This window comes from Salinivibrio sp. VGrn1, assembly GCF_009377995.1.
GTDB classification, from domain to species: domain Bacteria; phylum Pseudomonadota; class Gammaproteobacteria; order Enterobacterales; family Vibrionaceae; genus Salinivibrio; species Salinivibrio siamensis.
This window is the reverse complement of sequence record NZ_SATA01000012.1, coordinates 15,073-37,865: the sequence shown is the minus strand read 5'-3', so window position 1 is coordinate 37,865 and position 22,793 is coordinate 15,073. Positions and strand designations below refer to the sequence as shown.

Genomic DNA, 22,793 nt, shown 5'->3' with positions numbered 1-22,793 from the left:
CAGTGTGAGATCACCAAGCACGTATATCGTGCTTGGTGTTTTTTTATCCGGCGATAAACGCCAGCAATAGCACACCCAATACCAAGCGATAGATCACGAAGGGTAACATGCCCACCCGTGTCACCAGCTTTAAAAAGGCGTGAATACACGCATAAGCACTGACAAACGATACCAACAAGCCAACCCCAATCGCGTCCATCGCCACCGGCTCTGGGCTGGTCGCAAGCTGTAGGCCTAGATAGGAGCCGGCGAGTGTGATGATAGGAATTGACATCAAAAATGAAAAACGTGCCGCGGCTTCGCGTGTATAACCGAGCATTAAGGCTGCGGTAATGGTCGCCCCCGAGCGCGAGGTGCCAGGAATGAGGGCAAGGGCTTGCGCAACGCCTATCAGTACCGCGCGGTAGGGCGTGGTTTGATATTCATCGCATGTTTGGGTCGCTTTGCGATCCGCCCACCACAATAAACCACCAAAAATCAGTGTGGTTGCCGCGATCACCCAGGCTGCTCGCAGGTAAAGCTCGATCACGTCTTTTAAGAACAAACCGGCCACACACGCCGGGATCGTGGCTAAGACGATCATCCATGCCAATTGACTATCCGAGCTGTGCTCCCCTTTGAGTGAGGCAAAAAAGGCCTTAAGCAGACGCCACACTTCACGGCGAAAATACCCCACCACTGCGGCCAGTGTGCCGACGTGTACGGCAACATCAAAGGCGAGCCCCTGATCGGCCCAGCCAAAAAGCTGTGAAGGCAGAATAAGGTGTGCGGAGCTGGAAATAGGAAGAAACTCGGTTAACCCTTGAATCAAGGCCAGAAAAAAGGCTTCAAAGAGGCTCATGGTGCTTAAATATCCTTCAAATACGGCGGCGTCTCAATCGGCCAGAGTGGTTGGTCTTGGTCAAAGGTCTGCCAAAGCTGGGCGAAGGTACGGCCATCGCCAGGAATAGCTTGGTCAGGGCAGAGCTCGGCGAGCGGGCGGAGCGTGAAGGCAAATTTATAGATATCGTCTCGAGGCAGCATGGGCCCTTTTGCCTGGCAATGTTCGCCAAACGTGAGTAAGTCGATGTCTATGGTGCGATCGCGGCATTTAAGATCGTTGCGCTCGCGGCCTTGTTGCGATTCAACGTCACGAACGGCTTGCCAAAAGTCGTGCAACGGAAGCGAGGTGTGAAGCTCGGCAATCAGGTTGTAAAAATGAGGGCCTTCAAACCCGACTGGTTCGGCTTCAAAAATGCGGGAAAAGCGGCAGTGTGGGTCAAGCTGGCGCAAGGCTTTAACGGCCTGTTCGATGTGATGATCGCGCTCAATGTTAGAGCCAATACTAAGTAATGCTTGTGTCACCGTGTGCCTCGCTCTATGACTACACCCACGTTACGAGCCTGCGCGACTGCGCCTGGCTTGGCTACCCGCACTTTAATCCAGCGGACGCCAAACTGGGTTTGGATTAAGTGAGCGACCTCTTCCGCGACACGTTCGATCAACGCACAGCGGCTGACTTGTACATGGGCGATGACCGCCTCACTGATACTGGCATAATCAAGCGCCAGTGCCACGTCATCCTGTTGGGCGGCGGGTTGATTATCGTGCGCCATTTCAATATCCAACACCAACTTTTGCTGGATGGTTTGTTCCCAATCGTAGACACCGATAGTGGTGTACACGTCGAGTTGCTCTATGAATACGGAATCCATGTTTTTTCACACTCCGTGACAGGTCGGATACCACTGTGGTAAGAAAGTTCGTATTATTGGATGTGTTCATTGACAGATGGATACGCAATGCGTTCCGATCCATGATAGGTTTATCGATGAACGTCGGCGCACTATAGCAACGAATGCGGCACAAACTCTAGGGATTTCACATGACTGCATTGGCCATTGCCATCATCATCGCTGCCTACTTACTTGGCTCTGTGTCCAGTGCCGTGTTGGTCTGTCGAGCGTTTGGCCTGCCAGACCCAAGAGATCAAGGGTCGAAAAACCCAGGTGCGACTAACGTTTATCGCCTTGGTGGGCGCTTTGCCGCGGCATGGGTGCTGCTGTGTGACATGCTAAAAGGGATGATCCCCGTTTGGCTAAGCTACCTGATTGGCATTAACCCATTCCTGCTGGGCCTGATTGCGATTGCTGCCTGTCTTGGACATATTTATCCGGTCTTTTTCCATTTCCGTGGCGGCAAAGGGGTGGCGACCGCACTGGGCGCGATGGCGCCGATTGGTTTGAGTCTAACCGGCTTGCTGGTGGCGACCTGGGGGCTGGTGCTTGTGTTGACGGGCTACTCCTCACTGAGTGCGATTGTAACAGCGATCGTCGCCCCCCTATTTACCTGGTGGATTAAGCCGCAATTTACCATGCCCGTCGCCATGCTTTCGTGTTTGATTTTGTTTCGTCACTACGACAATATCCGGCGCTTGTTGGATGGTGACGAAAAACCCGTGCTTCTTGGTTGGTGGCGACGTTAGCGACAGGTAAGAGGCAGGTTATACGCTGGTGCGTTAGTAGCAAAAAGGCAGCGTAAGGCTGCCTTTTGTCTATCTGGTTTGACCAATGTTAGGCGTCGGTGTCGACCGCGGCAAGCGTGTCGAGTGGCCAACGTGGCTGCGCTTTCACACCCAGCCCCATATGCTCGCCGTTTTTAAGCCGCTGCATGCCCGCATAGGCGATCATCGCGCCATTATCGGTACAAAACTCAGGGCGAGGATAGAACACGTCGCCACCCCGTTTTTGCGTCAGCGCTTCGAGCTTTTCCCGCAAATGACGGTTGGCACTCACGCCGCCCGCGACCACTAAGCGATTTAGTCCGCACTGGTCTAGCGCACGCTTACACTTGATAGCCAGGGTATCGACCACGGCATCCTGAAACGCATAGGCAATATCAGCACGGGTTTGCGCATCCGTCTCATTGGCGGCAATGGTATTGGCGGCAAAGGTTTTTAACCCTGAGAAGCTAAAGTCTAAACCGGGACGGTCGGTCATCGGGCGTGGAAAGGTAAAACGGCCGTGGGTGCCGTTTTCTGCCAGTTTCGACAGCAAGGGCCCTCCTGGATAGTCAAGGCCCATCAGCTTGGCGGTTTTGTCAAACGCCTCACCGGCGGCGTCGTCAATTGACTCACCAAGAATGCGATACTGACCAATCCCTTTCACTTCGACCAATTGTGTGTGTCCGCCAGAGACCAACAAGGCGATAAACGGAAACGGCGGCGGGTTGTCTTCTAGCATCGGGGCGAGAAGGTGACCTTCCATATGGTGAACGCCTACCGCGGGGACTTGCCAGGCATAGGCGAGGCTTCGGCCAATGGTGGAGCCAACCAGTAAGGCACCGACCAATCCTGGACCGGCGGTATAGGCAATACCGTCAATCTGGGCGGGGGTGAGGTTGGCTTCTGCCATGGCCGCTTTAATCAGTGGCAAGGTTTTTTTAACATGATCGCGCGAGGCCAGCTCGGGTACCACGCCGCCATAATCGGCATGCAGTTTTACCTGACTGTAAAGTTGGTGTGACAAGAGACCTGCGTGATCGTCGTAGATCGCAATGCCGGTTTCGTCACAAGATGTCTCTATGCCTAAAATGCGCATCATAACCTCAGGTTAACAGCCGATAGATTGTGTATTTAAGATCAATGCCCACATGATATAATGTGACAATCGAAGTGGAGAAGAGAGGGTCAGAACAGACTGACCGTGCGCGCAATCTTACATGGCTTAGAAGTAATTCGCCAGATGTGCTTTACATTCACCCCCTCTTCGGATTAGAATTTCGCACCATTTTTAATCAAGGCTGGCCAATTGTTCGCCAGCAGTAACTGACAACCCCCGAGGTGAAAGGCACATGCCAGTAGTTAAAGTACGTGAAAACGAACCATTTGACGTAGCACTGCGTCGCTTTAAGCGCTCTTGTGAAAAAGCCGGTATTCTTTCTGAAGTTCGCCGTCGTGAGAACTATGAAAAGCCAACTACCGTTCGCAAACGCGCTAAAGCTGCCGCTCAGAAGCGTCACCTGAAGAAGTTGGCACGCGAAAACCAACGCCGCGTACGTCTGTACTAATAAAGACAGATTCAGGAAGGTGCTATGGAATTGCTTGAACGTCTAAAAGACGCCCAGAAAACGGCGATGAAACAAAAAGACAAGGCACGTCTAGGGACGCTTCGCCTTGTTATGGCAGCCATTAAGCAGCAAGAGGTGGATACCCGTCAGTCGCTGAGCGACGACGAGATCCAGGCTGTGCTGACCAAAAATGTTAAGCAGCGCCGTGATTCCGTAGCCCAGTACCAAGCAGCCGGTCGTGATGATCTTGCCGAGACAGAACTCGCTGAGATTGCGGTGATAGAAGAATTTCTACCCCATCCTCTAAGCGATGACGAGGTCGATGCATTGGTGAAAGCAGCGGTTGAACAATCCGGTGCATCGTCAATGCAAGACATGGGCAAAGTGATGGGGGTATTAAAACCCCAAGTTCAAGGCCGTGCTGATATGGGAAAAGTAAGCCAGCGTGTTAAAGCACACCTAGGCTAGCCTTTTCCCACTCTATAACAAGCCGTGCTTTCCTATTTGGACGGCGCGGCTTGTTTGCTTCTCTCCCTATAAATTTCAGGTTATGGCAGGCAGAATCCCGCGCGCATTCATTGATGACTTGCTTTCACGTCTCGACATCGTTGAGATCATTGATGCACGGGTCAAGCTCAAGAAAAAAGGCAAAAACTACAGTGCCTGTTGCCCTTTCCATAACGAAAAGACGCCTTCATTCAGTGTAAGCCAAGATAAGCAGTTTTATCACTGCTTCGGATGTGGTGTGCACGGCAATGCCATCGACTTTGTGATGGAGTTTGAACGACTGGAGTTTCCTGATGCCATCGAAGAGCTTGCCAGCACGTTAGGCTTAGAGGTACCTCGTGAGCAAACAGGAGGCGGTAACACGCGTCCGAGTATGCCCAGTGATGACAAGCGTCAGATCTACGAGATGATGGAAGCCATTGCCCGAACCTACAGTGGGGAATTACGCACTGATGCAGGGCAAGTGGCCATTGATTACCTCAAACAGCGTGGTCTATCCGGCGAAGTGGTTAAACAGTTTGGTATCGGTTTTGTCCCTGATAAATGGGACACCATTAAGCGCCGCTTTGGTCGCAATCAAGCCGATATTCGCCAGTTGCTTACCGCAGGTATGTTGATTGAGAACGATAACGGCCATAGCTACGACAGATTCCGTGGCCGCGTGATGTTCCCGATCCGTGACCGCCGCGGGCGAGTGATCGGTTTTGGTGGGCGTGTATTAGGCGATGGCACCCCTAAATACCTCAACTCGCCAGAAACGCCGATTTTCCATAAAGGCCGTGAGCTATATGGCTTGTATGAGGTGATGCAACGCTATCGCCATCCAGAGCGTATACTCGTGGTAGAAGGGTACATGGACGTGGTCGCATTGGCGCAATTTGGCGTGGATTATGCGGTCGCCTCCTTGGGCACCTCGACCACGGGAGAACATATTCAAACCCTTTTCCGGCAAACCGGTACTATACTGTGTTGCTACGACGGCGATAGAGCCGGGCGCGATGCCGCTTGGCGGGCGATGGAGCAAGCGTTGCCGTATATTCATGATGGTCGCCAATTAAAATTTATGTTTTTGCCGGATGGTGACGACCCTGACTCCATGATCCGCCAAGAAGGCAAAGAGGGGTTTGAGCAACGTTTAGGTGAGGCACAAAGCCTATCGACCTTTATGTTTAATACGTTGCTCAAGCAGGTGGACACCAGTAGCCAAGAGGGCAAAGCCAAGCTGGCGAATTTGGCGGTGCCGCTGATTGAAAAGGTGCCGGGTGATACCTTACGTCTTTACTTGCGAAATACCCTAGGACAGAAACTGGGTATCATGGATGACCATCAGCTCGATACCCTGATTCGTCGTCAGGGCCAGCCGGCAAAAGTCCATGGTCAGCAGGATATTAAACGCACGCCGATGCGTGAGGTGATTGCGCTATTAGTGCAGTACCCTAAACTCGGCCAAGAGGTGCCGCCGTTACCATCGGCCGACACCATTGATTTACCTGGGTTAGCGTTGTTAAACCCCATCCTTGAGATTTGTCGACAGCGCCCCCATATCACTACCGGTCAGTTGCTTGAGCGCTGGCGGGGAACCAAACAAGAGCCCTTGCTAGCCCGCTTGGCTGGCTGGGATCTACATGTTGACGATGAAAATGCGTCAGAACTTTTTTGCGATTCACTGGATAAAATACTCGCCCAGTGTGTCGAACAACAAATAGCCAAGTTGCAAGCGAAGTCAAATACCGTCGGCTTATCAGTCGAAGAGAAGCGGGAACTGATGCTACTGATACAGAGCCAGTCCGTTTAGAAAGTAGCCAGCAAAGGTGACATTTGTTAAAATTGGCGGTTTGCGTTTCCGCATACTAAATTCTTCACTCAGACCCGAAGTTGGATATCGTCTATGGATCAAAATCCGCAGTCACAGCTAAAGTTGCTTGTCGCAAAAGGCAAGGAGCAAGGCTATCTGACCTATGCCGAAGTTAATGACCACCTCCCGGAAGACATTGTCGATTCCGACCAAATAGAAGACATCATTCAGATGATTAACGACATGGGCATTCAAGTGGTGGAAGCCGCTCCTGATGCCGATGAGCTAATGATGTCAGAAACCGTGGCCGACGAAGACGCAGCCGAAGCAGCGGCGGCAGCACTTTCTAGCGTGGAGAGTGAAATCGGTCGCACCACGGATCCTGTTCGCATGTATATGCGAGAAATGGGCACGGTTGAGCTGTTGACCCGTGAGGGTGAGATCGATATCGCCAAGCGTATCGAAGACGGCATCAACCAGGTGCAGTGTTCGGTGGCAGAATATCCGGCCTCGATTGCCTCACTGCTCGATCAGTTCGATAAAGTGGAAGCAGAAGAGCTTCGCTTAACCGACATTATTTCTGGTTTTATCGATCCAGACCAGGATGACGTCGCACCTACGGCGACCCATATCGGCTCCGAGCTCAGCGAAAAAGAGCTTGATGACGAAGATGATGAAGACGAAGACAAAGACGATACCGACGAAGACGATGAGAGTGATGAAGATGTTGGTATCGATCCTGAACTGGCGCGTGAGAAGTTCAGCGAGCTTCGTCGCACCTATGCGGCGATGGAAACGGCGATCCAACAGTACGGCCGTTATGATGAGCGTACGAAAGAATCGATCGATGCGCTGTCTGAAACGTTTAAGCAGTTCCGTCTGATCCCCAAACAGTTTGATCGTCTGGTTAATGACATGCGTCAAACCATGGACAAGGTGCGCACCCAAGAGCGTTTGGTGATGCGTCTTTGTGTCGATCAGGCCAAAATGCCGAAGAAAACCTTCGTTCAATTGTTTGCGGGCAATGAGTCATCGGATGCATGGATTGACGAAGCACTGAACTCTGGCAAGCCTTACGCAGAGCGTGTGGCGCGTTACGAAGAAGATCTTCGCCGCTGTGTGCAGAAGCTGAAGATCATCGAGGAAGAGACGGGCTTGTCGGTCGAGCGGATCAAAGACATCAGCCGTCGTATGTCTATCGGTGAAGCGAAAGCACGCCGTGCGAAAAAAGAAATGGTTGAGGCCAACCTACGTCTGGTTATTTCGATTGCTAAGAAATATACCAACCGTGGCCTGCAGTTCTTGGACCTTATCCAGGAAGGTAACATTGGCTTGATGAAAGCGGTCGATAAGTTTGAATATCGCCGTGGCTATAAGTTCTCAACTTATGCGACCTGGTGGATCCGTCAGGCAATCACGCGTTCGATTGCGGACCAAGCGCGAACCATCCGTATTCCGGTACACATGATTGAGACTATCAACAAGCTCAACCGTATTTCGCGTCAGATGCTTCAGGAAATGGGGCGTGAGCCGCTGCCTGAAGAGCTGGCTGAGCGGATGTTGATGCCGGAAGATAAAATTCGCAAGGTACTGAAGATCGCCAAAGAACCGATCTCGATGGAAACCCCAATTGGTGATGATGAAGATTCACACCTGGGTGACTTTATCGAGGACACGACGTTGGAGCTACCGATGGATTCGGCAACGTCGAACAACCTCAAAATGGCAACCAATGACGTGCTAGCTGGCCTGACACCGCGTGAAGCGAAAGTACTGCGTATGCGCTTTGGTATTGAAATGAATACCGACCATACGCTGGAAGAAGTGGGTAAGCAGTTTGATGTGACCCGTGAACGTATTCGCCAGATTGAGGCGAAAGCGCTGCGTAAGTTACGTCATCCAAGCCGCTCTGAGACATTGCGTAGCTTCTTGGACGAGTAATGACGCGGTTTCAAGCGACCTGACAAGAAAGGCGAGCCAGATGGCTCGCCTTTTTTTATCCTACCGAGCCTAGTTAATAGAGGCTAGGTAATAGAGGCTAAGTAATAAATAAGGTAGCCAGCCCCAAAAAGGCGAGCAGACCGACCACATCGGTGACCGTGGTCAGGGCCATCCCACCGGCCAATGCCGGATCAATATTGTACTTTTTCAGCAACGTGGGGATCGCTACCCCAGCAATACCTGCGACAAACAGGTTAACCATCATCGCGCCTGAGATGATCAAGCCCAGCTCAATATTGCCTTTCCATAACACCACCACACCGCCAATGATCATCGACCACACTAGGCCGTTAATCATGCCGACAGTGGCTTCTTTGGCCAGCAGCCAGCGGGTATTGGAGTCGCCAATATGGCCAACGGCCAGGCCGCGAATCACCAAGGCGACGGTCTGGTTACCGGCCACACCGCCCATGGAGGGGACAATGGTCATCAACACCGCGATGGCCGCCATTTTATCCAGGGTCCCTTCAAACATGTTGGACACCGAGGCCGCGGTTAAGGCCGCCAATACATTGATCCCCAGCCAGATGCTACGACGACGCGCACTTTTAAACGCGGGGGCAAAGGTGTCTTCTTCGTCATCAAGGCCTGCCATGCTCATCATCGAGTGCTCAGCGTCTTCACGAATAATGTCCACCACATCATCAATGGTGATTCGACCGACCAAGTGGTTGTGCTCATCCACCACGGGGGCTGAGACCCAATTACGGCGTTCAAACAGGCTGGCGACATCACCGTCGTCCATGGTGACACTGATCGCCTCATCCGGTGCATCCATGATGTCAGCGATATCGGTATCCGGTTGGTTAACCAACAGGGCGCTGATCGGCAAATTACCAATTAATCGGCCGTTTGGGTCGATCACATACAGGGTATCTGTGGTGTCGGGTAACTCACCGCGCATCCGCAAATAGCGTAATACCACATCCACGGTCACATCATCACGAATGGTGATGACGTCAGTGTTCATGATCCCGCCCGCGGACTCCTCGGGGTAGGAGAGGGCTTGCTGTACGCGCGTCCGGTCTTGGGCATCCATTTCCGCCAGCACGTCTTGGGAAACGTCTTGCGGTAGGCTACGGAGCAAGTAAGCGACATCATCGGTTTCCATCCCTTCCGTCGCTGCCGCGAGCTGATCAGGGGCCATGCGAACCATGATGCCGTCTTTCACATCTTCTGAGAGCTCATCAAGGATCTCACCTTGATCTTCCGGGTCGGTGAGCTGCCAAAGTACCAGACGTCCTTTCGGCGGAGAGGCCTCTAAAAGGTGAGCTGTGTCTTCTGGCTCCATGTCCTCAAGCATACGGCGTACGCGCACAAACATGCCTTGCTCAAGCAATTGAGTAACTTCTTGGAGCCGTTGGTGGGTTAGGTTACTTTGTTCTTGTTCTAATGTGTCTGCCATCGGCCACTCCCCCAAATGCAATGACTAAAATTCTAACCTAATCAGGGGAGTCTGTCGCATGACAAATCGGTGATAGAGGGGATTTAGCGCCATTCACCGCGCTGGTCAGCGCAGTGGTTGAGGAGGCGAGACCGTTAGCTGTCTTCGTCGAAGCCCGCCTCAAATAATGCTTTCACCGCATCAAGCGCTGTTGTTGCCTGCGGGCCGCTGGCCGATACCGTAATGGTTTCGCCTTGCGCTGATTCCAGCATCAGCATGGCCATTACACTGTCAGCAGTGGCGGATTTATCTGTGCTTTGCAGCACCACATCGGCATCATACTCTTGCACCAGTTCAACCAGCTTGATGGCGGCGCGTGCATGCAAGCCTAAACGGTTACGAATACACACTTGAGTCGATACCGAGGTCACTGTTTTTGCTCCAAGGTACGGTGACGCGTTTGCACTTGCTCGCCCAGCTCCTGAAAATAATCCGACAAGTATTGCGCGACATACACCGAGCGGTGTTTGCCCCCGGTACAGCCAATCGCCACGGTCACATAGCTACGGTTATTATTTTTAAGTGCAGGTAGCCACGACTCGAGGAAACCTTTAATTTGCGCCACTAACATGGCCACGTCAGGTTGGGCGGCGAGAAACATACGCACAGGCTTCTCGAGCCCAGTATGAGGGCGAAGCGCGGGCTCCCAGTGTGGATTGGGGAGAAAGCGGACATCAAAGACATAATCGGCATCGGCGGGCAAACCATGCTTAAAGCCAAAGGATTCAAACACCATCACCAAATCGCTGCTGGTGCGACCAAGTACTAGTGAACGTACGGACTCACTCAAGTCGTGAATCGACAAGCCCGTGGTGTTAATTACCCGATCCGCGTGCTCTTTAATTGGCGCCATTTGCTGCTTTTCAGCTTGGATGGCCTGCTCTAATGAGAGGTTGTGTCGAGAAAGGGGATGCAGACGACGGGTTTCACTGAAGCGTTTAATCAGATCTTTATCGTCGGCGTCTAAATAGTACACAGTGACATCGCAGATTTCGCGCAGTGCAGCCAAGGTATCGGCAACTGGCTCTTTAGCGTTAGGGAAATTGCGAATATCGAGACTGACGGCAATTTTTGCGTCCGCATCGTCTTGCGAGACAACAAAGTCACGCAGTAAGTTGACGGGCAGGTTATCCACGCAGTAATAACCAAGATCCTCCAGTACCCGCAATGCCACTGACTTTCCTGAGCCGGAACGGCCACTGACAATTTTTAGCATCATAGTTCGCTCCCGTCAGCGTTGCTCATTATTGGGTAATGATATTGTACAGCTCTTGGTCTGAATTGGCATTGCGCAGCTGACGACACAGCTTTTTGTCATTCAACTTCTCGGCAATCGCAGACAGGGTTTGCAGGTGTACCTTGCACTGTTCGTCAGGCACTAGCAGCGCAAACAGCAGATCGACAGGCCGTTTGTCCACCGCATCAAACTCGATGGGCTCGGCGCATTGTAGCAGCACGCCCACGGCATGTTGGCTGTCGAGCGTGCGGCCATGGGGAATGGCAATGCCCGCCCCAATGCCGGTCGTCCCCAGCTTTTCGCGGCTTAGCATGCATTCAAACAAGGTTTGTGCGTTGGTGCCCAGCTTGTCCGCAGCAACCTGGCTGATGATTTCCAGGGCGCGTTTCTTGCTAGAGCAGTGGACGGCACTGCGGGTGCAGTCCACTGACAGTACTTCTTTCAGTTCCATAGCTTAGTGCTGTTTGAGCTTTTCTTTGTGTTTACTCAGTTGCTTGACCAGCTTATCGGTCAGCCCATCGATGGCCGCATACATATCATGCGATTGTGCTTTTGCATGGATCTCCCCGTTGTTCACGTGGAGCGTTGCTTCTGCAATCTGGTCGAGCTTTTGGACATTCAGTACAACATGGACATTATTAATGTGCTCGAAAAAGCGCTCGAGTTTAGCAAACTTGGTCTCCACATACTCGCGTAGTGGTGGCGTGACGTCGACAGACTGTCCGGTCAGATTGATTTGCATACACACTTTCCTTCTGTTGAGGCGCCTATAGCAGACGCTTACGCTGGTTTGACGGCGCAATACCCAGTGACTCTCGGTACTTAGCAATGGTCCGTCGTGCAACTTTAATGCCTTGCTCGGCCAGCAATGTGGCAATCTTACTGTCGCTAAGCGGCTTATTAGCCGGCTCGTCAGCGACCAATTTTTTGATCAGTGCGCGAATTGCTGTGGATGAGCACTCGCCGCCATTGTCGGTACTGACGTGACTAGAGAAAAAGTACTTCAGCTCGAAAATACCGCGCGGCGTATGCATGAACTTTTGTGTCGTGACACGGGAAATGGTTGACTCATGCATATCGACATCCAAGGCGATGTCGTTAAGCACCATCGGCTTCATGGCCTCTTCCCCGTACTCAAAGAAGTCGTGTTGATGTTCGACAATACAGCGTGCCACCTTCAGCAAGGTGTCATTACGGCTTTCCAGGCTTTTGATCAGCCACTTGGCTTCTTGTAGGTGTGAGCGAATAAACTGGCTATCAGAGGGGCTACAACCATTACGACCATAGGCAGCGTATTGCTCGTTCACTTTCAGTTTGGGCACGCTATCTGGGTTGATTTGGACCACCCACTGCCCTTGATGCTTAAACACGGAGACATCAGGCACCACATATTCGGCCTCGTTGGTCACAATCAAGTTACCTGGGCGCGGCTCGAGGCTATGAATCAATTGCATCACTGACTTAAGCTCAGGCTCTTTTAGCCGGGTTTCACGCATCAACTGGCGATAATCACGGTTGGCGAGTAAGTCCATGTGTTCAGTGAGCACTTTACGAGCCTCGTTGAGCCAAGGGGTATCGGCGTCGTAGGTTGCCAGTTGCAGCATCAAACACTCTTGCAGTGAGCGAGACGCCACACCCAGCGGATCAAAATGTTGCACGCGTTTGAGCACCGCTTCGACTTCGTCAAGCTCAATCTCTTCGCTTCCTAAGCTGTCGAGGATCTCTTCGGTGCTAACCGACAAGTAACCTTGATCGTCCACCGCATCAATGATCGCCATGGCGATCACCTGATCGTTTTCCGAAAAGGGCGTCAGCTCGAGCTGCCATTTTAAATAGTCGTAGAGCGTTTGGGTGGTTTCCCCTTGGTAAACGGGTTGGTCGTCGTATCCGCTGGCCCCTGCGCCTGTGTTGCCGGTACCGGCAGAGTAGAGATGATCCCAGGTCGTATCGACCGGGAGATCGTCCGGCATTTCGTTCTTTTCAAACGCGTCCGAGGTTTCCATGGTGTCCGCGCTGGCGGTTGCTGTTTCTTGCTCAGCAGTATCTTGATCATGGGATTGCTCGTGCTGACTGGCCTCCTGCTCTTGGCCTTCGTCATGTTCCAACAGCGGGTTGGTTTCCAACGCTTCTTGGATCTCCTGTTGCAAGTCCAGCGTCGACAATTGCAGCAGACGGATAGCCTGCTGCAATTGCGGTGTCATTGCGAGCTGTTGTCCAAGCTTAAGCTGAAGCGTGGGTTTCATAGAGGCGGTACACCTTTCCTTATTTCAACGACCGAAGAGGTTAAAAACGCTTGCTCTGGCTAACAGGGCAAGCGCTCTTTATTAACTATAGCCTTGATTGGCAGTTTGTAGCGTGAGCCAGTCCACTATATTTTATCCGAACACGCTCACCGAGTTGGCGTAATCAGGTGCATTAGAGTTTGAACTGATCACCCAAATAGACCCGTTTGACATGCTCATCATTAAGCACTTCATCAGGGGTACCGTGTGCAATCAAGTGTCCTTGGCTGACAATGTAAGCATGTTCACAGACACTGAGCGTTTCGCGCACATTGTGGTCGGTAATCAGCACGCCTAAGCCACGATCACGTAAGTGCTCGATGATTTTCTTAATATCGATCACCGATATCGGGTCGACCCCTGCAAACGGCTCATCCAGCAAAATAAATTTGGGGTTGGCGGCCAATGCACGCGCGATCTCTACCCGACGGCGCTCACCACCGGATAAGGCCATCCCCAGGCTGTCACGGATATGCTGAATATTAAACTCATCCAACAGATCTTCTGCCTTGTCTTGGCGCTCTTCTTTGCTTAACGACTCACGGGTTTGTAGCACCGCCATTAGGTTATCGTAGACGCTCAGCTTGCGAAATATCGAGGCCTCTTGTGGTAAGTAGCCAATCCCCAGGCGTGAGCGGTTATGCATCGGCTGAATGCTAATGTCTTTGTCATCGATATAGATGGCCCCTTCGTCACGAGCGACCAAGCCGACAATCATGTAAAAAGACGTGGTTTTACCTGCACCGTTAGGGCCTAAAAGACCAACAATTTCACCGGATTTCACTTCCAAGCTGACATCGGCGACCACCTTTCGCCCTTTATAACTTTTGGCCAAATTGGCTGCTGTGAGTGTTGCCATGTCGCCTCTTATTGCTCGTCTGACGTGGATGCATCCTGAGAGGATGACGATTTGGTGCTCGGCTGCAAAATCGTGGTGACGCGTTTGGTACTATCACTTTCTGCTACAAGTTGTTGCTTGTCGATTTCATAGGTGATCACGTTGCCTTCCACCTGATTGCCACTTTGCTCAAGCATCGCATTGGTCGACATTTTAAGAAATTCATTGCCCACTTCGTAGCGCAGTTTGTTGGCTTCGCCATGAATCTCTTTGCCATCGTCCATGGTTTGCTCAAACGTCGCCGGCTTGCCATACGCCTCGATGGTTTCATCACCTTCTTGGCCTTCTGGGCGAATCACGATCAGTTTATCGGCCAAGATTTTAATGCTGCCTTGGGTCAGGACCACGTTTTGGGTAAAGGTTACCGTGTTGGTCGCCATATCTAGGTGCTGGCTTTCTGACTCTATATAAATAGGTTGCTCAGTATCACTGCTCAGAGCCAGTGAGTAATGCGACAGCAGCAACATGGCACCTGCCAGCGCTTTAACGAGGGGTCGTTTCATATCGGCCTCTAACATCGTCTAACAATTCCATCTGGTGGTTACCGAAATTTCCTTTCACCCGTTTACCTTTGGTTTGAAAACGGGTGCCGGTGATCGTCGTCGGACTCTCTGACCAAAAATCTCGTGTGGTGAGATTCAGGGTCACCGAATCAGTGGCTACCGAATCAATTTGCGCATTCGGTAGTAGGTTAAAAATGCGCACGTTGCCCGTCATGGTCAACAGGTGGTCATCGGACAATATCGCGTAGTCTGCACTCACGCGCCATTCTTCCTCTTTGCCTGCTTTGTACGTCCACAGAACGGGCTCGTTAAAGTGGGTTTCATCAATCTTGGCATAATGCTCAAGATGTTTGGCGTGCACCGTGTAGCTGCGCACGCCGTCCGCATCATATTGCACGGTTTGAATCGCTTCGCCAGTAAACAGCGGTTTTTCGGCATCAGGCGTGACCTGCTGTACCCGCTGCCAGCCATGCTGAACCAATAAATAGTAACCGGTTACCGCACAAAGCACGACCAATAGAAGCAGGCCAAGCCGCCGGATCATAAACTCAAGCCCTTGTGTTGGTCGAGTTCGCCACGCGCCTCTAACATCAGATCGCACACTTCACGCACGGCACCAAAGCCACCGCCTGTTTGCGTGACAAAGTGCGCTCGACGCTTAAGGAGTGGGTGACCATCGGCCACACAGCAGGCAAGCCCGACTTTCTCCATCACCGGCCAATCAATTAAGTCATCGCCAATGTAGGCCGTGTGTGCGGGTAAAACATCAACATGGCGGCACAAGTCTTGATATGCGGTGAGTTTGTCACTTTGTCCTTGATAAACATGTTGGACACCGAGGGCGTGCATTCGGTTCGCGACAATCTGCGATTGGCGGCCTGTGATCACTGCGACCTCGATGCCGGCATTCATGATCGACTTGATGCCATACCCATCACGGGTATGAAATGCTTTGAGCTCTTCACCCTGATTGCCCATGTATACGCGGCCATCGGAGAAGACGCCGTCAATATCGCAAATCAGCAGTTTTATCGCCGCCGCACGTTGAAAAACGTCGGCAGCCACAGGGCCATAGAGGGTGTCAATCACAGTGGAGGCCATTAGATAACTCCGGCTTTTAAAAGGTCATGCATGTTAAGGGCGCCGAGCAGCTGGCCGTTTTTAGCAACCAGCAGTCCGTTAATTTTACGCTCTTCCATGAGTTTGAGTCCTTCTGCCGCGAGCAGTTCCGGTTCAATGGTCACCGGGTTTGTCGACATCACTGAGCCAATGGTGGTGGTATGCAGGTCAATGCGCATATCCAGCAAGCGGCGCAAATCGCCATCGGTAAACACGCCCGTCAGTTGCCCGTGACTATCGACAATCGCTGTCATGCCCAGGCCTTTTTCTGACACCTCTAAAAGCGCATCACGGACGGTGGCGGAGTCCTCAACCACGGGTAAGCGCTCGTCTTGGTGCATTAAATCACTGATACGTAATAATAGCTTACGCCCCAGTGCGCCGCCGGGGTGGGAGAGGGCAAAGTCGTTCGCGGTAAAGCCTCTGGCTTGCATCAACGCCATCGCGAGGGCATCGCCCATCACTAAGGTGGCGGTGGTGCTGGAGGTGGGGGCCAAGGCCAATGGGCAGGCTTCTTGCGGGACATGAATATTAAGATTCACTTTCGCGAGCTGACCCATGCTGGAATTAGGGTTGCCGGTCATACAGACCAAGGGGATCCCGAGGCGTTTAATCACGGGTAGCAAGGTTAAGATTTCACCGGCTTCCCCCGAGTTGGAAATGGCCAGTACCACATCACCTTGGTTTATCATTCCCAGATCGCCGTGGCTGGCTTCCCCTGGATGGACAAAAAACGCGGGCGTCCCCGTGCTGGCCAATGTCGCGGCGATTTTTTTACCAATATGGCCGGATTTACCCATGCCCATCACCACCACTTTCCCCGTGGCATGTAAGATGAGTTGGCAAGCGGCCGCGAAGTGGTCATCGATCGCCGTTTTTAGCTGCGCAATCGCGTCTTGCTCAATGTTGAGCACATCAAGCCCTGCGCGGCGAAAATCAAAACTGTAATCACTCATACTTGTGTCCGTTTAGGCTGCTGCGTTAACAAACAGGTAGCCTTGATAGCCGATATAACAAAGGAGAAAAACAGCGCCTTCAATGCGGTTGATGCTACGTGATTTACCGAGCGCAAAAATCAGTAACATGATGGAAAGCACCAACATAATATAATAATCGCGGCTCATGGCATACTCACTGATCGCTGAGGGGTTGAGTAACCCTGGGATCCCCATCACCGCGAGAATATTGAACACGTTTGAGCCGATAATATTGCCGACGGCCAAATCATCTTCCCCTTTCATTACCCCTGCTATCGACGCGGCGAGCTCAGGCAAGCTGGTGCCAATGGCGATGATGGTCAAGCCGATCACCAAATCGCTCATGCCAAAGTACTGCGCGATGGTCACCGCCGAGTCAACCACTTGATCGGAAGAGACCAGCAGCAATGGCAAACCAATGATGATCCACAGCACCGCTTTCAGGTTACTGACATCATTAGGAATATCCGATTGTTGGTCGGCCAGTATTGGATCGGTGCCACCCGAGTCTTTGCCGATTTTTAGCATCATTAGGATGAAAATCACAAACAGGGTGAACAGCCCCACGCCTTCAAAAAAGCCTAGGTGGTTGTTCCAAAGCAGCACCCCAGCCAATACGGTGACCCCTAGCATCAGAGGCAGCTCGCGACGAATAATAGTCGAGCCAATAGAAAGGGGCTTGATCAGTGCGGTGAAACCGAGGATCAGCGCAATATTAGCGATGTTGGAGCCCAACACATTACCCACGGCGGTGTCGGTTTTATCCGCTAAGGCGGCGTTGGCCGAGACCATCATCTCTGGGGCAGAGGAGCCCATGGCCAAAATAGTCATCCCGATCACCAGCGGAGAGACCCCGTAGTTTTTCGCGATTGCTGCCGCGCCGAACACTAATCGGTCGGCACTCCACACTAGCACGATGAGTCCAACAATGAGTATGGCAACCGCTATGACCATGACACCTATCCTTTGCGTTTTTTGATTGGGTACAAATGAGGTGCAATTCTGACGGCTAACGGGGTAAATGTGAAGCGAAAAGCCCGTGCTTTAGCGATGAAATCGGTGATTTCATTCATCAACATGAGAGTTGTCGCCATGAAATGGTCGCCGTGAAACGGTCGCCATGAAACGGTCGCCATGAAACGGTCATCGTGAAACAGTCGCTATGAATGGCAGCGTTACATTAGTCGGACGTAAGCTGACCTATGTCTGACAAGAAAAGCGAAGATAAGCTGCTATTATCAGGGATAAGTCACGTCCTGTGGGCGCTGAGGTGCGGCGTGGCTTGTGTTAGGGTGGGTGACGCCTTATTATCAGCCACTTAATTTTGTTCCTTTCTAACCATGAGATGCGGCCATGGCAGCACAGAGCCTGATAGATATCAGTGGGATGACCTTCTCACGGGGCAATCGATGCATTTTTGACAATATTGATTTGCAAGTGCCACGTGGCCAAGTAACCGCGATCATGGGGCCATCAGGGATAGGCAAAACCACCTTGCTGCGTTTGATTGCCGGTCAGCTTAAACCCGATGCGGGCGAGATTGTGTTTGATGGCCACGCTATTCCTTCCCTAGGACGACGCAAGTTGTTTGAAGTCCGTCAGCGTATGAGCATGCTGTTCCAATCAGGGGCGTTATTCACCGATATGTCGGTGTTTGATAATGTCGCTTTCCCGCTGCGCGAACATACCGACTTGGACGAGTCGCTTATTCACACCATCGTGATGCTCAAGCTAGAAGCGGTGGGCTTACGTGGCGCGCAAGGATTAATGCCCAGTGATTTATCGGGCGGGATGGCACGTCGTGCGGCTCTCGCACGCTCGATTGCGCTTGACCCTGAATTGATTTTGTTTGATGAGCCCTTTGTCGGCCAAGATCCGATCACCATGGGGGTGCTGGTGACCTTGATTCGTCAGCTTAACCAAGCACTGGGATTGACATGTGTGGTGGTTTCGCACGATGTGCCAGAGGTCATGAGTATTGCCGATCAGGTATATTTGCTCGCCGATAGCCGCATTATTGCCAGTGGTTCGCCCCAATCGCTGCGTGACAATCCTGACCCGTGGGTAAAACAGTTTTTAGAAGGGCATGCTGATGGGCCGGTACCTTTTCGCTATCCCGCTGGCGAGTTAACCCAGGAGATTTTCCGGTGATCAGAACACACATAGAAGACGTGGGCCGCCGGGCCATGCGCGTGGCCGAATCCATGGGCCGCGCAACCTTTGTGATGACAGGCGCACTGATTGGCCGTCCGCAACCGAGCAAAACCTTCCCGCTATTGGTCAAGCAGCTCTATTCGGTAGGCGTTCGCTCACTGGCGATCATCATGGTCTCTGGCCTGTTTATTGGTATGGTGCTGAGCTTGCAAGGGTATCTGGTGTTGTCAGACTTTGGCGCGGAAACCAGCCTTGGACAAATGGTGGCCTTGTCGCTGCTACGTGAGCTTGGCCCTGTGGTGACTGCCTTGCTATTTGCTGGCCGAGCTGGGTCAGCACTGACCGCAGAAATTGGCTTAATGAAAGCCACCGAGCAGTTATCAAGCCTAGAGATGATGGCGGTTGACCCGCTACGCCGAGTGATAGCACCGCGCTTTTGGGCGGGTGTGATTGCCATGCCACTGCTGGCAGTGATTTTTATGCTGGTGGGCATTTGGGGCGGCGAGCTGGTCGGCGTCGACTGGAAAGGCATTGACCACGGCAGTTTCTGGTCGGTGATGCAAGCGTCGGTCGATCTGGGCTATGACGTGGGCAACGCACTGATAAAAAGTGTGGTGTTTGCGGTGGCTGTGACCTGGATTGCGCTTTTTAACGGCTATGATGCCACGCCGACATCGGAAGGGATCAGCCGCGCCACCACGCGTACTGTGGTACATTCATCGTTGGCCGTGCTCGGCCTAGACTTTGTCCTTACTGCACTCATGTTTGGGAATTAATCATGCAACAGAGTCGTAAAACAGAATTTTGGGTAGGTTGTTTTGTCATTGCTGGCATTGCAGCGTTATTGGTCTTGGCGTTTCAAGTGGCCGATGTCCAGCGTTGGGGACGGGCGGATACTTACACGCTAACCGCTGAGTTCGACAATATTGGTGGCTTAAAAGTGCGCTCACCGGTCAAAGTGGGTGGCGTGACCGTTGGCCAAGTGACCGACATTGCGTTGGACGCCGAGACTTATGTCCCCCAAGTCACCCTGCAAATCAATGCTGACGCCGGACGTTTTCCGGAATCAAGCTCGGCATCGATTTATACCGCAGGTTTATTGGGTGAACAGTACATTGGTATCACCCCAGGCTTCGTGGATGAAGCGCTGGGTATTGGCTATTTAGACGCCGGCGACAAGATTCAGGACACCAAATCGGCACTGGTACTCGAAGATTTGATTGGTCAGTTCCTCTATAGCGTTGGTGACAAGGAGTAAACAGCATGAAAAAGACATGGATCGCACTGAGCAGCGCCGTTTGCCTGCTGGTTTCAAGCCTTGGCACTGTGGCCCAGGCGAGCGAGCCGGTTGATCAATCCAACCCTTATCAGCTCATCGAGCAAGTGGCGGACAACACCTTTACCCGCCTGCGTAAAGACCGCACCTTATTCCGCGCTGATCCTGACTTGCTGCGTGATGTGGTCAAAGATGAGTTACTGCCTTATATTCATACTCGGTATGCCGCATCACTGGTGTTGGGCGCGCAGTACTATCGCAAAGCCACGCCCGCGCAGCGTGACGCCTTTACCGAGGCATTCACTGAATACATGATTGCCTCTTACGCGCAGATCTTGCTTGAATACGATGACCAAGATGTCGAGGTACAAAAAGATCAGCCGATTGCCCCTGACGATAAGATTGTCAAAGTGCGGGTCGATATTACCGATCCGTCACGGCCACCGATTCGCCTCGACTTTAGCTTACGTAAAAATACTCGGACAGGAAATTGGCAAGCCTATGACGTCACCGCCGAGGGCGTGAGTATGATCCAGTCTAAGCAGTCGGAATGGAAAGCACCGCTACGTCGCGATGGTATTGATTCGGTCATCGAGCAATTAAAAACCTTGGCTGAACGTCCCATCCGTCGCGAAGACAAACAAAAGCAGGACGCCTCATGAGCGTGAGCTTCACCGCCGGCGACGGGCAACAGTATCACTTGTCAGGGCGGCTAGATCGTGACACAGTGCCTGACTTTTGGCGCCAGCGTGACCAGTGGCTCCCCACTGACACTGCCTTGAGCCTGGATTTAAGCGCGCTATCACGTGTAGATTCCGCCGGCATGGCGATGTTGCTACACCTGGATAAGCAACTGCGTGAAAAAGGGCAACAGGTGCGTTATCAAGGGGTGCCAGAGCAACTTAAGTTGCTCTTATCGCTGAGCAATGTAGAGACATTTTTGGACGATGCTGAGCATCAAAAAGGGGTTTAAACGTGGAAGCAAGCGAAGTTAAAGCCATTTTAGAGGCAGCTTTGTCAGTGGACGAGCTGCACGTGAAAGGCGATGGCAGCCACTTTGAAGTGATTGCCGTGGCAGAGATGTTTGACGGGATGTCACGTGTGAAAAAGCAACAAACGATTTATGCACCGCTGATGGCGCATATTGCACGCAATGATATCCATGCCGTCAGTATTAAAGCGATGACCCCAACTGAATGGGCGCGCGATAAAAAGCTGATGCAGTTGTAAGAGGGTCTGATGCAAAAGTTTCGAGTGACGGGCAATGGCCCGCTAAAAGGTGATGTGGCCATTTCCGGCGCGAAAAATGCCGCCCTCCCGATTTTATTTGCTTCACTACTGGCCGAAGAGCCGGTCGAAGTGGCGAATGTCCCTAAGCTGCGTGACATTGATACCACTATGGCACTGTTATCTCGCTTAGGTGCCAAGGTTAATCGCAACGGCTCTGTGCATGTCGATGCCAGTGACATTACTGAGCTGTGTGCCCCTTATGATTTGGTCAAAACCATGCGCGCGTCTATTTGGGCGTTAGGGCCCTTAGTGGCGCGTTTTGGTAAAGGCGAAGTGTCATTGCCTGGTGGCTGTGCCATCGGTGCCCGCCCGGTCGACTTGCACATCAATGGTCTAGAGCAACTCGGTGCCACCATCACCTTGGATGAGGGCTATGTGCGCGCGACCGTGGATGGCCGCTTGCAAGGGGCGCATATTGTGATGGACAAAGTCAGCGTTGGCGCGACGGTCACCATCATGAGCGCAGCCACCTTGGCTGACGGTACCACAGTGATCGAAAATGCCGCCCGTGAGCCAGAGATTGTTGATACCGCGAAGTTCCTCAATATGCTGGGCGCGAAGGTGTCAGGTGCAGGCACTGACCGGATTGAAATTGAAGGGGTGGAGCGCCTCGGCGGCGGCAAGCACTCAGTCGTGGCCGATCGGATTGAAACCGGCACCTTCTTGGTCGCCGCGGCCGTGTCTGGCGGGCATATTACTTGTCGCCATACTTCGCCGGAGTTGCTCGAAGCGGTATTGCACAAGCTCGAAGAGGCGGGGGCTAAAGTGGTGACCGGTGATGACTTCATTGAGCTCGACATGACCGATCGCGAGCTAAAAGCGGTCAATGTGCGCACGGCGCCACATCCGGGCTTTCCGACCGATATGCAAGCCCAATTTAGCTTGCTCAACTTGGTGGCAAAAGGCACGGGTATTATCACCGAAACCATCTTTGAAAATCGCTTTATGCACGTGCCTGAACTGCAGCGCATGGGCGCACATGCAGAAATTGAGGGCAACACAGTGATCTGTGGTGATACCGACAGCTTAAGCGGGGCACAGGTGATGGCCACCGACTTACGCGCCTCAGCAAGCCTCGTGATTGCTGGCTGCATTGCCAAAGGTGAGACCATTGTTGATCGGATTTATCATATCGATAGAGGCTATGAGCGTATCGAGGATAAACTCCAAGCCTTGGGAGCCAAAATAGAGCGGATTGATTCGGAGTAACCTGCCTCTCACTCGACACAAAAACGCCAGCATCTTGCTGGCGTTTTTTATAGC

28 protein-coding genes are annotated in these 22,793 nt (G+C 52.3%); 12 read left to right on the top strand and 16 right to left on the bottom strand.

Annotated elements, in window-relative coordinates:
* Nucleotides 1–43: 43 nt before the first annotated feature.
* The 3 genes from EHW56_RS14130 to folB are packed head-to-tail and all read right to left on the bottom strand — an operon-like array spanning nt 44 to nt 1,694.
* Nucleotides 44–841, bottom strand: a complete 798-nt coding sequence (locus EHW56_RS14130) for an undecaprenyl-diphosphate phosphatase (protein ID WP_077578657.1) — start codon at nt 839–841, stop codon at nt 44–46.
* 5 nt (nt 842–846) lie between these two features.
* Nucleotides 847–1,344 (bottom strand): 2-amino-4-hydroxy-6-hydroxymethyldihydropteridine diphosphokinase, encoded by a 498-nt coding sequence (folK, locus tag EHW56_RS14125; RefSeq protein ID WP_172970056.1) that lies wholly within the window; start codon nt 1,342–1,344, stop codon nt 847–849.
* On the bottom strand, nt 1,341–1,694 hold the full coding sequence (gene folB / locus EHW56_RS14120) for a dihydroneopterin aldolase (RefSeq protein ID WP_152796942.1): 354 nt from the start codon (nt 1,692–1,694) through the stop codon (nt 1,341–1,343). The genes folK and folB overlap by 4 nt, the downstream gene beginning before the upstream one ends.
* A 170-nt stretch (nt 1,695–1,864) precedes the next feature.
* On the opposite strand from folB, the gene plsY reads away from it, so the two are divergent.
* A complete protein-coding gene (gene plsY / locus EHW56_RS14115; RefSeq protein WP_046073899.1) occupies nt 1,865–2,464 on the top strand; it encodes a glycerol-3-phosphate 1-O-acyltransferase PlsY in 600 nt (199 codons plus the stop codon).
* 88 nt (nt 2,465–2,552) lie between these two features.
* On the opposite strand, the gene tsaD is transcribed toward plsY, so the two are convergent.
* Entirely contained in the window at nt 2,553–3,578 is a 1,026-nt protein-coding gene (gene tsaD / locus EHW56_RS14110) for a tRNA (adenosine(37)-N6)-threonylcarbamoyltransferase complex transferase subunit TsaD (protein ID WP_152796977.1), read from the bottom strand.
* 253 nt (nt 3,579–3,831) lie between these two features.
* Here tsaD and rpsU point away from each other — a divergent pair, with 253 nt between their 5' ends.
* From rpsU to rpoD, 4 genes are all read left to right on the top strand, one after another.
* Nucleotides 3,832–4,047, top strand: coding sequence for a 30S ribosomal protein S21 (gene rpsU / locus EHW56_RS14105; protein ID WP_046073901.1), 216 nt, complete (start codon nt 3,832–3,834; stop codon nt 4,045–4,047).
* A gap of 24 nt (nt 4,048–4,071) precedes the next feature.
* Nucleotides 4,072–4,515, top strand: coding sequence for a GatB/YqeY domain-containing protein (locus EHW56_RS14100; protein WP_152796939.1), 444 nt, complete (start codon nt 4,072–4,074; stop codon nt 4,513–4,515).
* Between the two features lie 82 nt (nt 4,516–4,597).
* Entirely contained in the window at nt 4,598–6,349 is a 1,752-nt protein-coding gene (dnaG, locus tag EHW56_RS14095; RefSeq protein ID WP_152796937.1) for a DNA primase, read from the top strand.
* A gap of 93 nt (nt 6,350–6,442) precedes the next feature.
* The gene (gene rpoD / locus EHW56_RS14090; RefSeq protein ID WP_046073904.1) at nt 6,443–8,290 is read left to right on the top strand and encodes an RNA polymerase sigma factor RpoD; all 1,848 of its coding nucleotides are present in this window, start codon (nt 6,443–6,445) and stop codon (nt 8,288–8,290) included.
* Between the two features lie 97 nt (nt 8,291–8,387).
* Here the strand turns inward: rpoD and mgtE are convergent, their stop codons facing one another.
* The 12 genes from mgtE to EHW56_RS14030 all read right to left on the bottom strand — a co-directional run bounded on the left by mgtE (nt 8,388) and on the right by EHW56_RS14030 (nt 17,764).
* Entirely contained in the window at nt 8,388–9,755 is a 1,368-nt protein-coding gene (mgtE, locus tag EHW56_RS14085; RefSeq protein WP_152796935.1) for a magnesium transporter, read from the bottom strand.
* Nucleotides 9,756–9,889: 134 nt separating this feature from the next.
* Complete coding sequence (locus tag EHW56_RS15575) at nt 9,890–10,165, bottom strand: HPr family phosphocarrier protein (protein ID WP_046073906.1); 276 nt, start codon at nt 10,163–10,165, stop codon at nt 9,890–9,892.
* Nucleotides 10,162–11,013 carry an RNase adapter RapZ gene (gene rapZ, locus EHW56_RS14075; RefSeq protein WP_152796931.1) on the bottom strand — a complete coding sequence of 284 codons (852 nt, stop codon included), beginning with the start codon at nt 11,011–11,013 and terminating at the stop codon, nt 10,162–10,164. Before rapZ ends, EHW56_RS15575 begins: the two co-directional genes overlap by 4 nt.
* Nucleotides 11,014–11,038: 25 nt before the next feature.
* A complete protein-coding gene (ptsN, locus tag EHW56_RS14070; RefSeq protein ID WP_046073908.1) occupies nt 11,039–11,482 on the bottom strand; it encodes a PTS IIA-like nitrogen regulatory protein PtsN in 444 nt (147 codons plus the stop codon).
* Between the two features lie 3 nt (nt 11,483–11,485).
* A complete protein-coding gene (gene hpf / locus EHW56_RS14065) occupies nt 11,486–11,773 on the bottom strand; it encodes a ribosome hibernation promoting factor (protein WP_046073909.1) in 288 nt (95 codons plus the stop codon).
* 25 nt (nt 11,774–11,798) lie between these two features.
* Nucleotides 11,799–13,274, bottom strand: a complete 1,476-nt coding sequence (locus EHW56_RS14060; RefSeq protein ID WP_046073910.1) for an RNA polymerase factor sigma-54 — start codon at nt 13,272–13,274, stop codon at nt 11,799–11,801.
* Nucleotides 13,275–13,446: 172 nt separating this feature from the next.
* A complete protein-coding gene (lptB, locus tag EHW56_RS14055) occupies nt 13,447–14,172 on the bottom strand; it encodes an LPS export ABC transporter ATP-binding protein (protein WP_152800432.1) in 726 nt (241 codons plus the stop codon).
* A gap of 8 nt (nt 14,173–14,180) precedes the next feature.
* Complete coding sequence (gene lptA / locus EHW56_RS14050; RefSeq protein ID WP_046074202.1) at nt 14,181–14,714, bottom strand: lipopolysaccharide transport periplasmic protein LptA; 534 nt, start codon at nt 14,712–14,714, stop codon at nt 14,181–14,183.
* Nucleotides 14,695–15,258 (bottom strand): LPS export ABC transporter periplasmic protein LptC, encoded by a 564-nt coding sequence (gene lptC / locus EHW56_RS14045; RefSeq protein WP_046073912.1) that lies wholly within the window; start codon nt 15,256–15,258, stop codon nt 14,695–14,697. The genes lptA and lptC overlap by 20 nt, the downstream gene beginning before the upstream one ends.
* A complete protein-coding gene (gene kdsC / locus EHW56_RS14040; RefSeq protein ID WP_077606040.1) occupies nt 15,255–15,815 on the bottom strand; it encodes a 3-deoxy-manno-octulosonate-8-phosphatase KdsC in 561 nt (186 codons plus the stop codon). Before kdsC ends, lptC begins: the two co-directional genes overlap by 4 nt.
* Nucleotides 15,815–16,789 carry a KpsF/GutQ family sugar-phosphate isomerase gene (locus tag EHW56_RS14035; RefSeq protein WP_046073914.1) on the bottom strand — a complete coding sequence of 325 codons (975 nt, stop codon included), beginning with the start codon at nt 16,787–16,789 and terminating at the stop codon, nt 15,815–15,817. Before EHW56_RS14035 ends, kdsC begins: the two co-directional genes overlap by 1 nt.
* A gap of 12 nt (nt 16,790–16,801) precedes the next feature.
* Nucleotides 16,802–17,764, bottom strand: coding sequence for a calcium/sodium antiporter (locus EHW56_RS14030; RefSeq protein WP_046073915.1), 963 nt, complete (start codon nt 17,762–17,764; stop codon nt 16,802–16,804).
* A gap of 399 nt (nt 17,765–18,163) precedes the next feature.
* Between EHW56_RS14030 and mlaF the strand changes: the two genes are divergently transcribed.
* Genes mlaF through murA form a run of 7 tightly spaced genes read left to right on the top strand, consistent with a single transcriptional unit; the run spans nt 18,164 to nt 22,739 of the window.
* Nucleotides 18,164–18,961: a phospholipid ABC transporter ATP-binding protein MlaF gene (mlaF, locus tag EHW56_RS14025; protein WP_046073916.1), complete on the top strand. Its 798-nt coding sequence runs from the start codon at nt 18,164–18,166 to the stop codon at nt 18,959–18,961.
* Nucleotides 18,961–19,740 (top strand): lipid asymmetry maintenance ABC transporter permease subunit MlaE, encoded by a 780-nt coding sequence (mlaE, locus tag EHW56_RS14020; RefSeq protein ID WP_369795692.1) that lies wholly within the window; start codon nt 18,961–18,963, stop codon nt 19,738–19,740. Before mlaF ends, mlaE begins: the two co-directional genes overlap by 1 nt.
* A 2-nt stretch (nt 19,741–19,742) precedes the next feature.
* The gene (gene mlaD, locus EHW56_RS14015; protein ID WP_046073918.1) at nt 19,743–20,222 is read left to right on the top strand and encodes an outer membrane lipid asymmetry maintenance protein MlaD; all 480 of its coding nucleotides are present in this window, start codon (nt 19,743–19,745) and stop codon (nt 20,220–20,222) included.
* Between the two features lie 5 nt (nt 20,223–20,227).
* Nucleotides 20,228–20,902, top strand: coding sequence for a phospholipid-binding protein MlaC (mlaC, locus tag EHW56_RS14010; protein ID WP_046073919.1), 675 nt, complete (start codon nt 20,228–20,230; stop codon nt 20,900–20,902).
* Complete coding sequence (locus tag EHW56_RS14005) at nt 20,899–21,213, top strand: lipid asymmetry maintenance protein MlaB (protein ID WP_046073920.1); 315 nt, start codon at nt 20,899–20,901, stop codon at nt 21,211–21,213. The genes mlaC and EHW56_RS14005 overlap by 4 nt, the downstream gene beginning before the upstream one ends.
* A 2-nt stretch (nt 21,214–21,215) precedes the next feature.
* Nucleotides 21,216–21,470: a BolA family iron metabolism protein IbaG gene (gene ibaG, locus EHW56_RS14000; protein ID WP_077606044.1), complete on the top strand. Its 255-nt coding sequence runs from the start codon at nt 21,216–21,218 to the stop codon at nt 21,468–21,470.
* Nucleotides 21,471–21,479: 9 nt separating this feature from the next.
* Nucleotides 21,480–22,739, top strand: coding sequence for a UDP-N-acetylglucosamine 1-carboxyvinyltransferase (gene murA, locus EHW56_RS13995; protein WP_152796929.1), 1,260 nt, complete (start codon nt 21,480–21,482; stop codon nt 22,737–22,739).
* Nucleotides 22,740–22,793: the final 54 nt, after the last annotated feature.

What these genes read in the sequence shown, in the direction of transcription:
- rpoD (WP_046073904.1), top strand. Translation starts at nt 6,443, where the DNA reads ATGGATCAAAATCCGCAGTCACAGCTAAAGTTGCTTGTCGCAAAAGGC.
- rapZ (WP_152796931.1), bottom strand. Translation starts at nt 11,013, where the DNA reads ATGATGCTAAAAATTGTCAGTGGCCGTTCCGGCTCAGGAAAGTCAGTG.
- hpf (WP_046073909.1), bottom strand. Translation starts at nt 11,773, where the DNA reads ATGCAAATCAATCTGACCGGACAGTCTGTCGACGTCACGCCACCACTA.
- plsY (WP_046073899.1), top strand. Translation starts at nt 1,865, where the DNA reads ATGACTGCATTGGCCATTGCCATCATCATCGCTGCCTACTTACTTGGC.
- folB (WP_152796942.1), bottom strand. Translation starts at nt 1,694, where the DNA reads ATGGATTCCGTATTCATAGAGCAACTCGACGTGTACACCACTATCGGT.
- dnaG (WP_152796937.1), top strand. Translation starts at nt 4,598, where the DNA reads ATGGCAGGCAGAATCCCGCGCGCATTCATTGATGACTTGCTTTCACGT.
- lptB (WP_152800432.1), bottom strand. Translation starts at nt 14,172, where the DNA reads ATGGCAACACTCACAGCAGCCAATTTGGCCAAAAGTTATAAAGGGCGA.
- mlaF (WP_046073916.1), top strand. Translation starts at nt 18,164, where the DNA reads ATGGCAGCACAGAGCCTGATAGATATCAGTGGGATGACCTTCTCACGG.
- EHW56_RS14005 (WP_046073920.1), top strand. Translation starts at nt 20,899, where the DNA reads ATGAGCGTGAGCTTCACCGCCGGCGACGGGCAACAGTATCACTTGTCA.
- EHW56_RS14030 (WP_046073915.1), bottom strand. Translation starts at nt 17,764, where the DNA reads ATGGTCATAGCGGTTGCCATACTCATTGTTGGACTCATCGTGCTAGTG.
- mlaD (WP_046073918.1), top strand. Translation starts at nt 19,743, where the DNA reads ATGCAACAGAGTCGTAAAACAGAATTTTGGGTAGGTTGTTTTGTCATT.
- lptA (WP_046074202.1), bottom strand. Translation starts at nt 14,714, where the DNA reads ATGAAACGACCCCTCGTTAAAGCGCTGGCAGGTGCCATGTTGCTGCTG.
- ptsN (WP_046073908.1), bottom strand. Translation starts at nt 11,482, where the DNA reads ATGGAACTGAAAGAAGTACTGTCAGTGGACTGCACCCGCAGTGCCGTC.
- EHW56_RS14060 (WP_046073910.1), bottom strand. Translation starts at nt 13,274, where the DNA reads ATGAAACCCACGCTTCAGCTTAAGCTTGGACAACAGCTCGCAATGACA.
- EHW56_RS14130 (WP_077578657.1), bottom strand. Translation starts at nt 841, where the DNA reads ATGAGCCTCTTTGAAGCCTTTTTTCTGGCCTTGATTCAAGGGTTAACC.
- mlaC (WP_046073919.1), top strand. Translation starts at nt 20,228, where the DNA reads ATGAAAAAGACATGGATCGCACTGAGCAGCGCCGTTTGCCTGCTGGTT.
- lptC (WP_046073912.1), bottom strand. Translation starts at nt 15,258, where the DNA reads ATGATCCGGCGGCTTGGCCTGCTTCTATTGGTCGTGCTTTGTGCGGTA.
- mgtE (WP_152796935.1), bottom strand. Translation starts at nt 9,755, where the DNA reads ATGGCAGACACATTAGAACAAGAACAAAGTAACCTAACCCACCAACGG.
- kdsC (WP_077606040.1), bottom strand. Translation starts at nt 15,815, where the DNA reads ATGGCCTCCACTGTGATTGACACCCTCTATGGCCCTGTGGCTGCCGAC.
- EHW56_RS14100 (WP_152796939.1), top strand. Translation starts at nt 4,072, where the DNA reads ATGGAATTGCTTGAACGTCTAAAAGACGCCCAGAAAACGGCGATGAAA.
- tsaD (WP_152796977.1), bottom strand. Translation starts at nt 3,578, where the DNA reads ATGCGCATTTTAGGCATAGAGACATCTTGTGACGAAACCGGCATTGCG.
- rpsU (WP_046073901.1), top strand. Translation starts at nt 3,832, where the DNA reads ATGCCAGTAGTTAAAGTACGTGAAAACGAACCATTTGACGTAGCACTG.
- EHW56_RS14035 (WP_046073914.1), bottom strand. Translation starts at nt 16,789, where the DNA reads ATGAGTGATTACAGTTTTGATTTTCGCCGCGCAGGGCTTGATGTGCTC.
- murA (WP_152796929.1), top strand. Translation starts at nt 21,480, where the DNA reads ATGCAAAAGTTTCGAGTGACGGGCAATGGCCCGCTAAAAGGTGATGTG.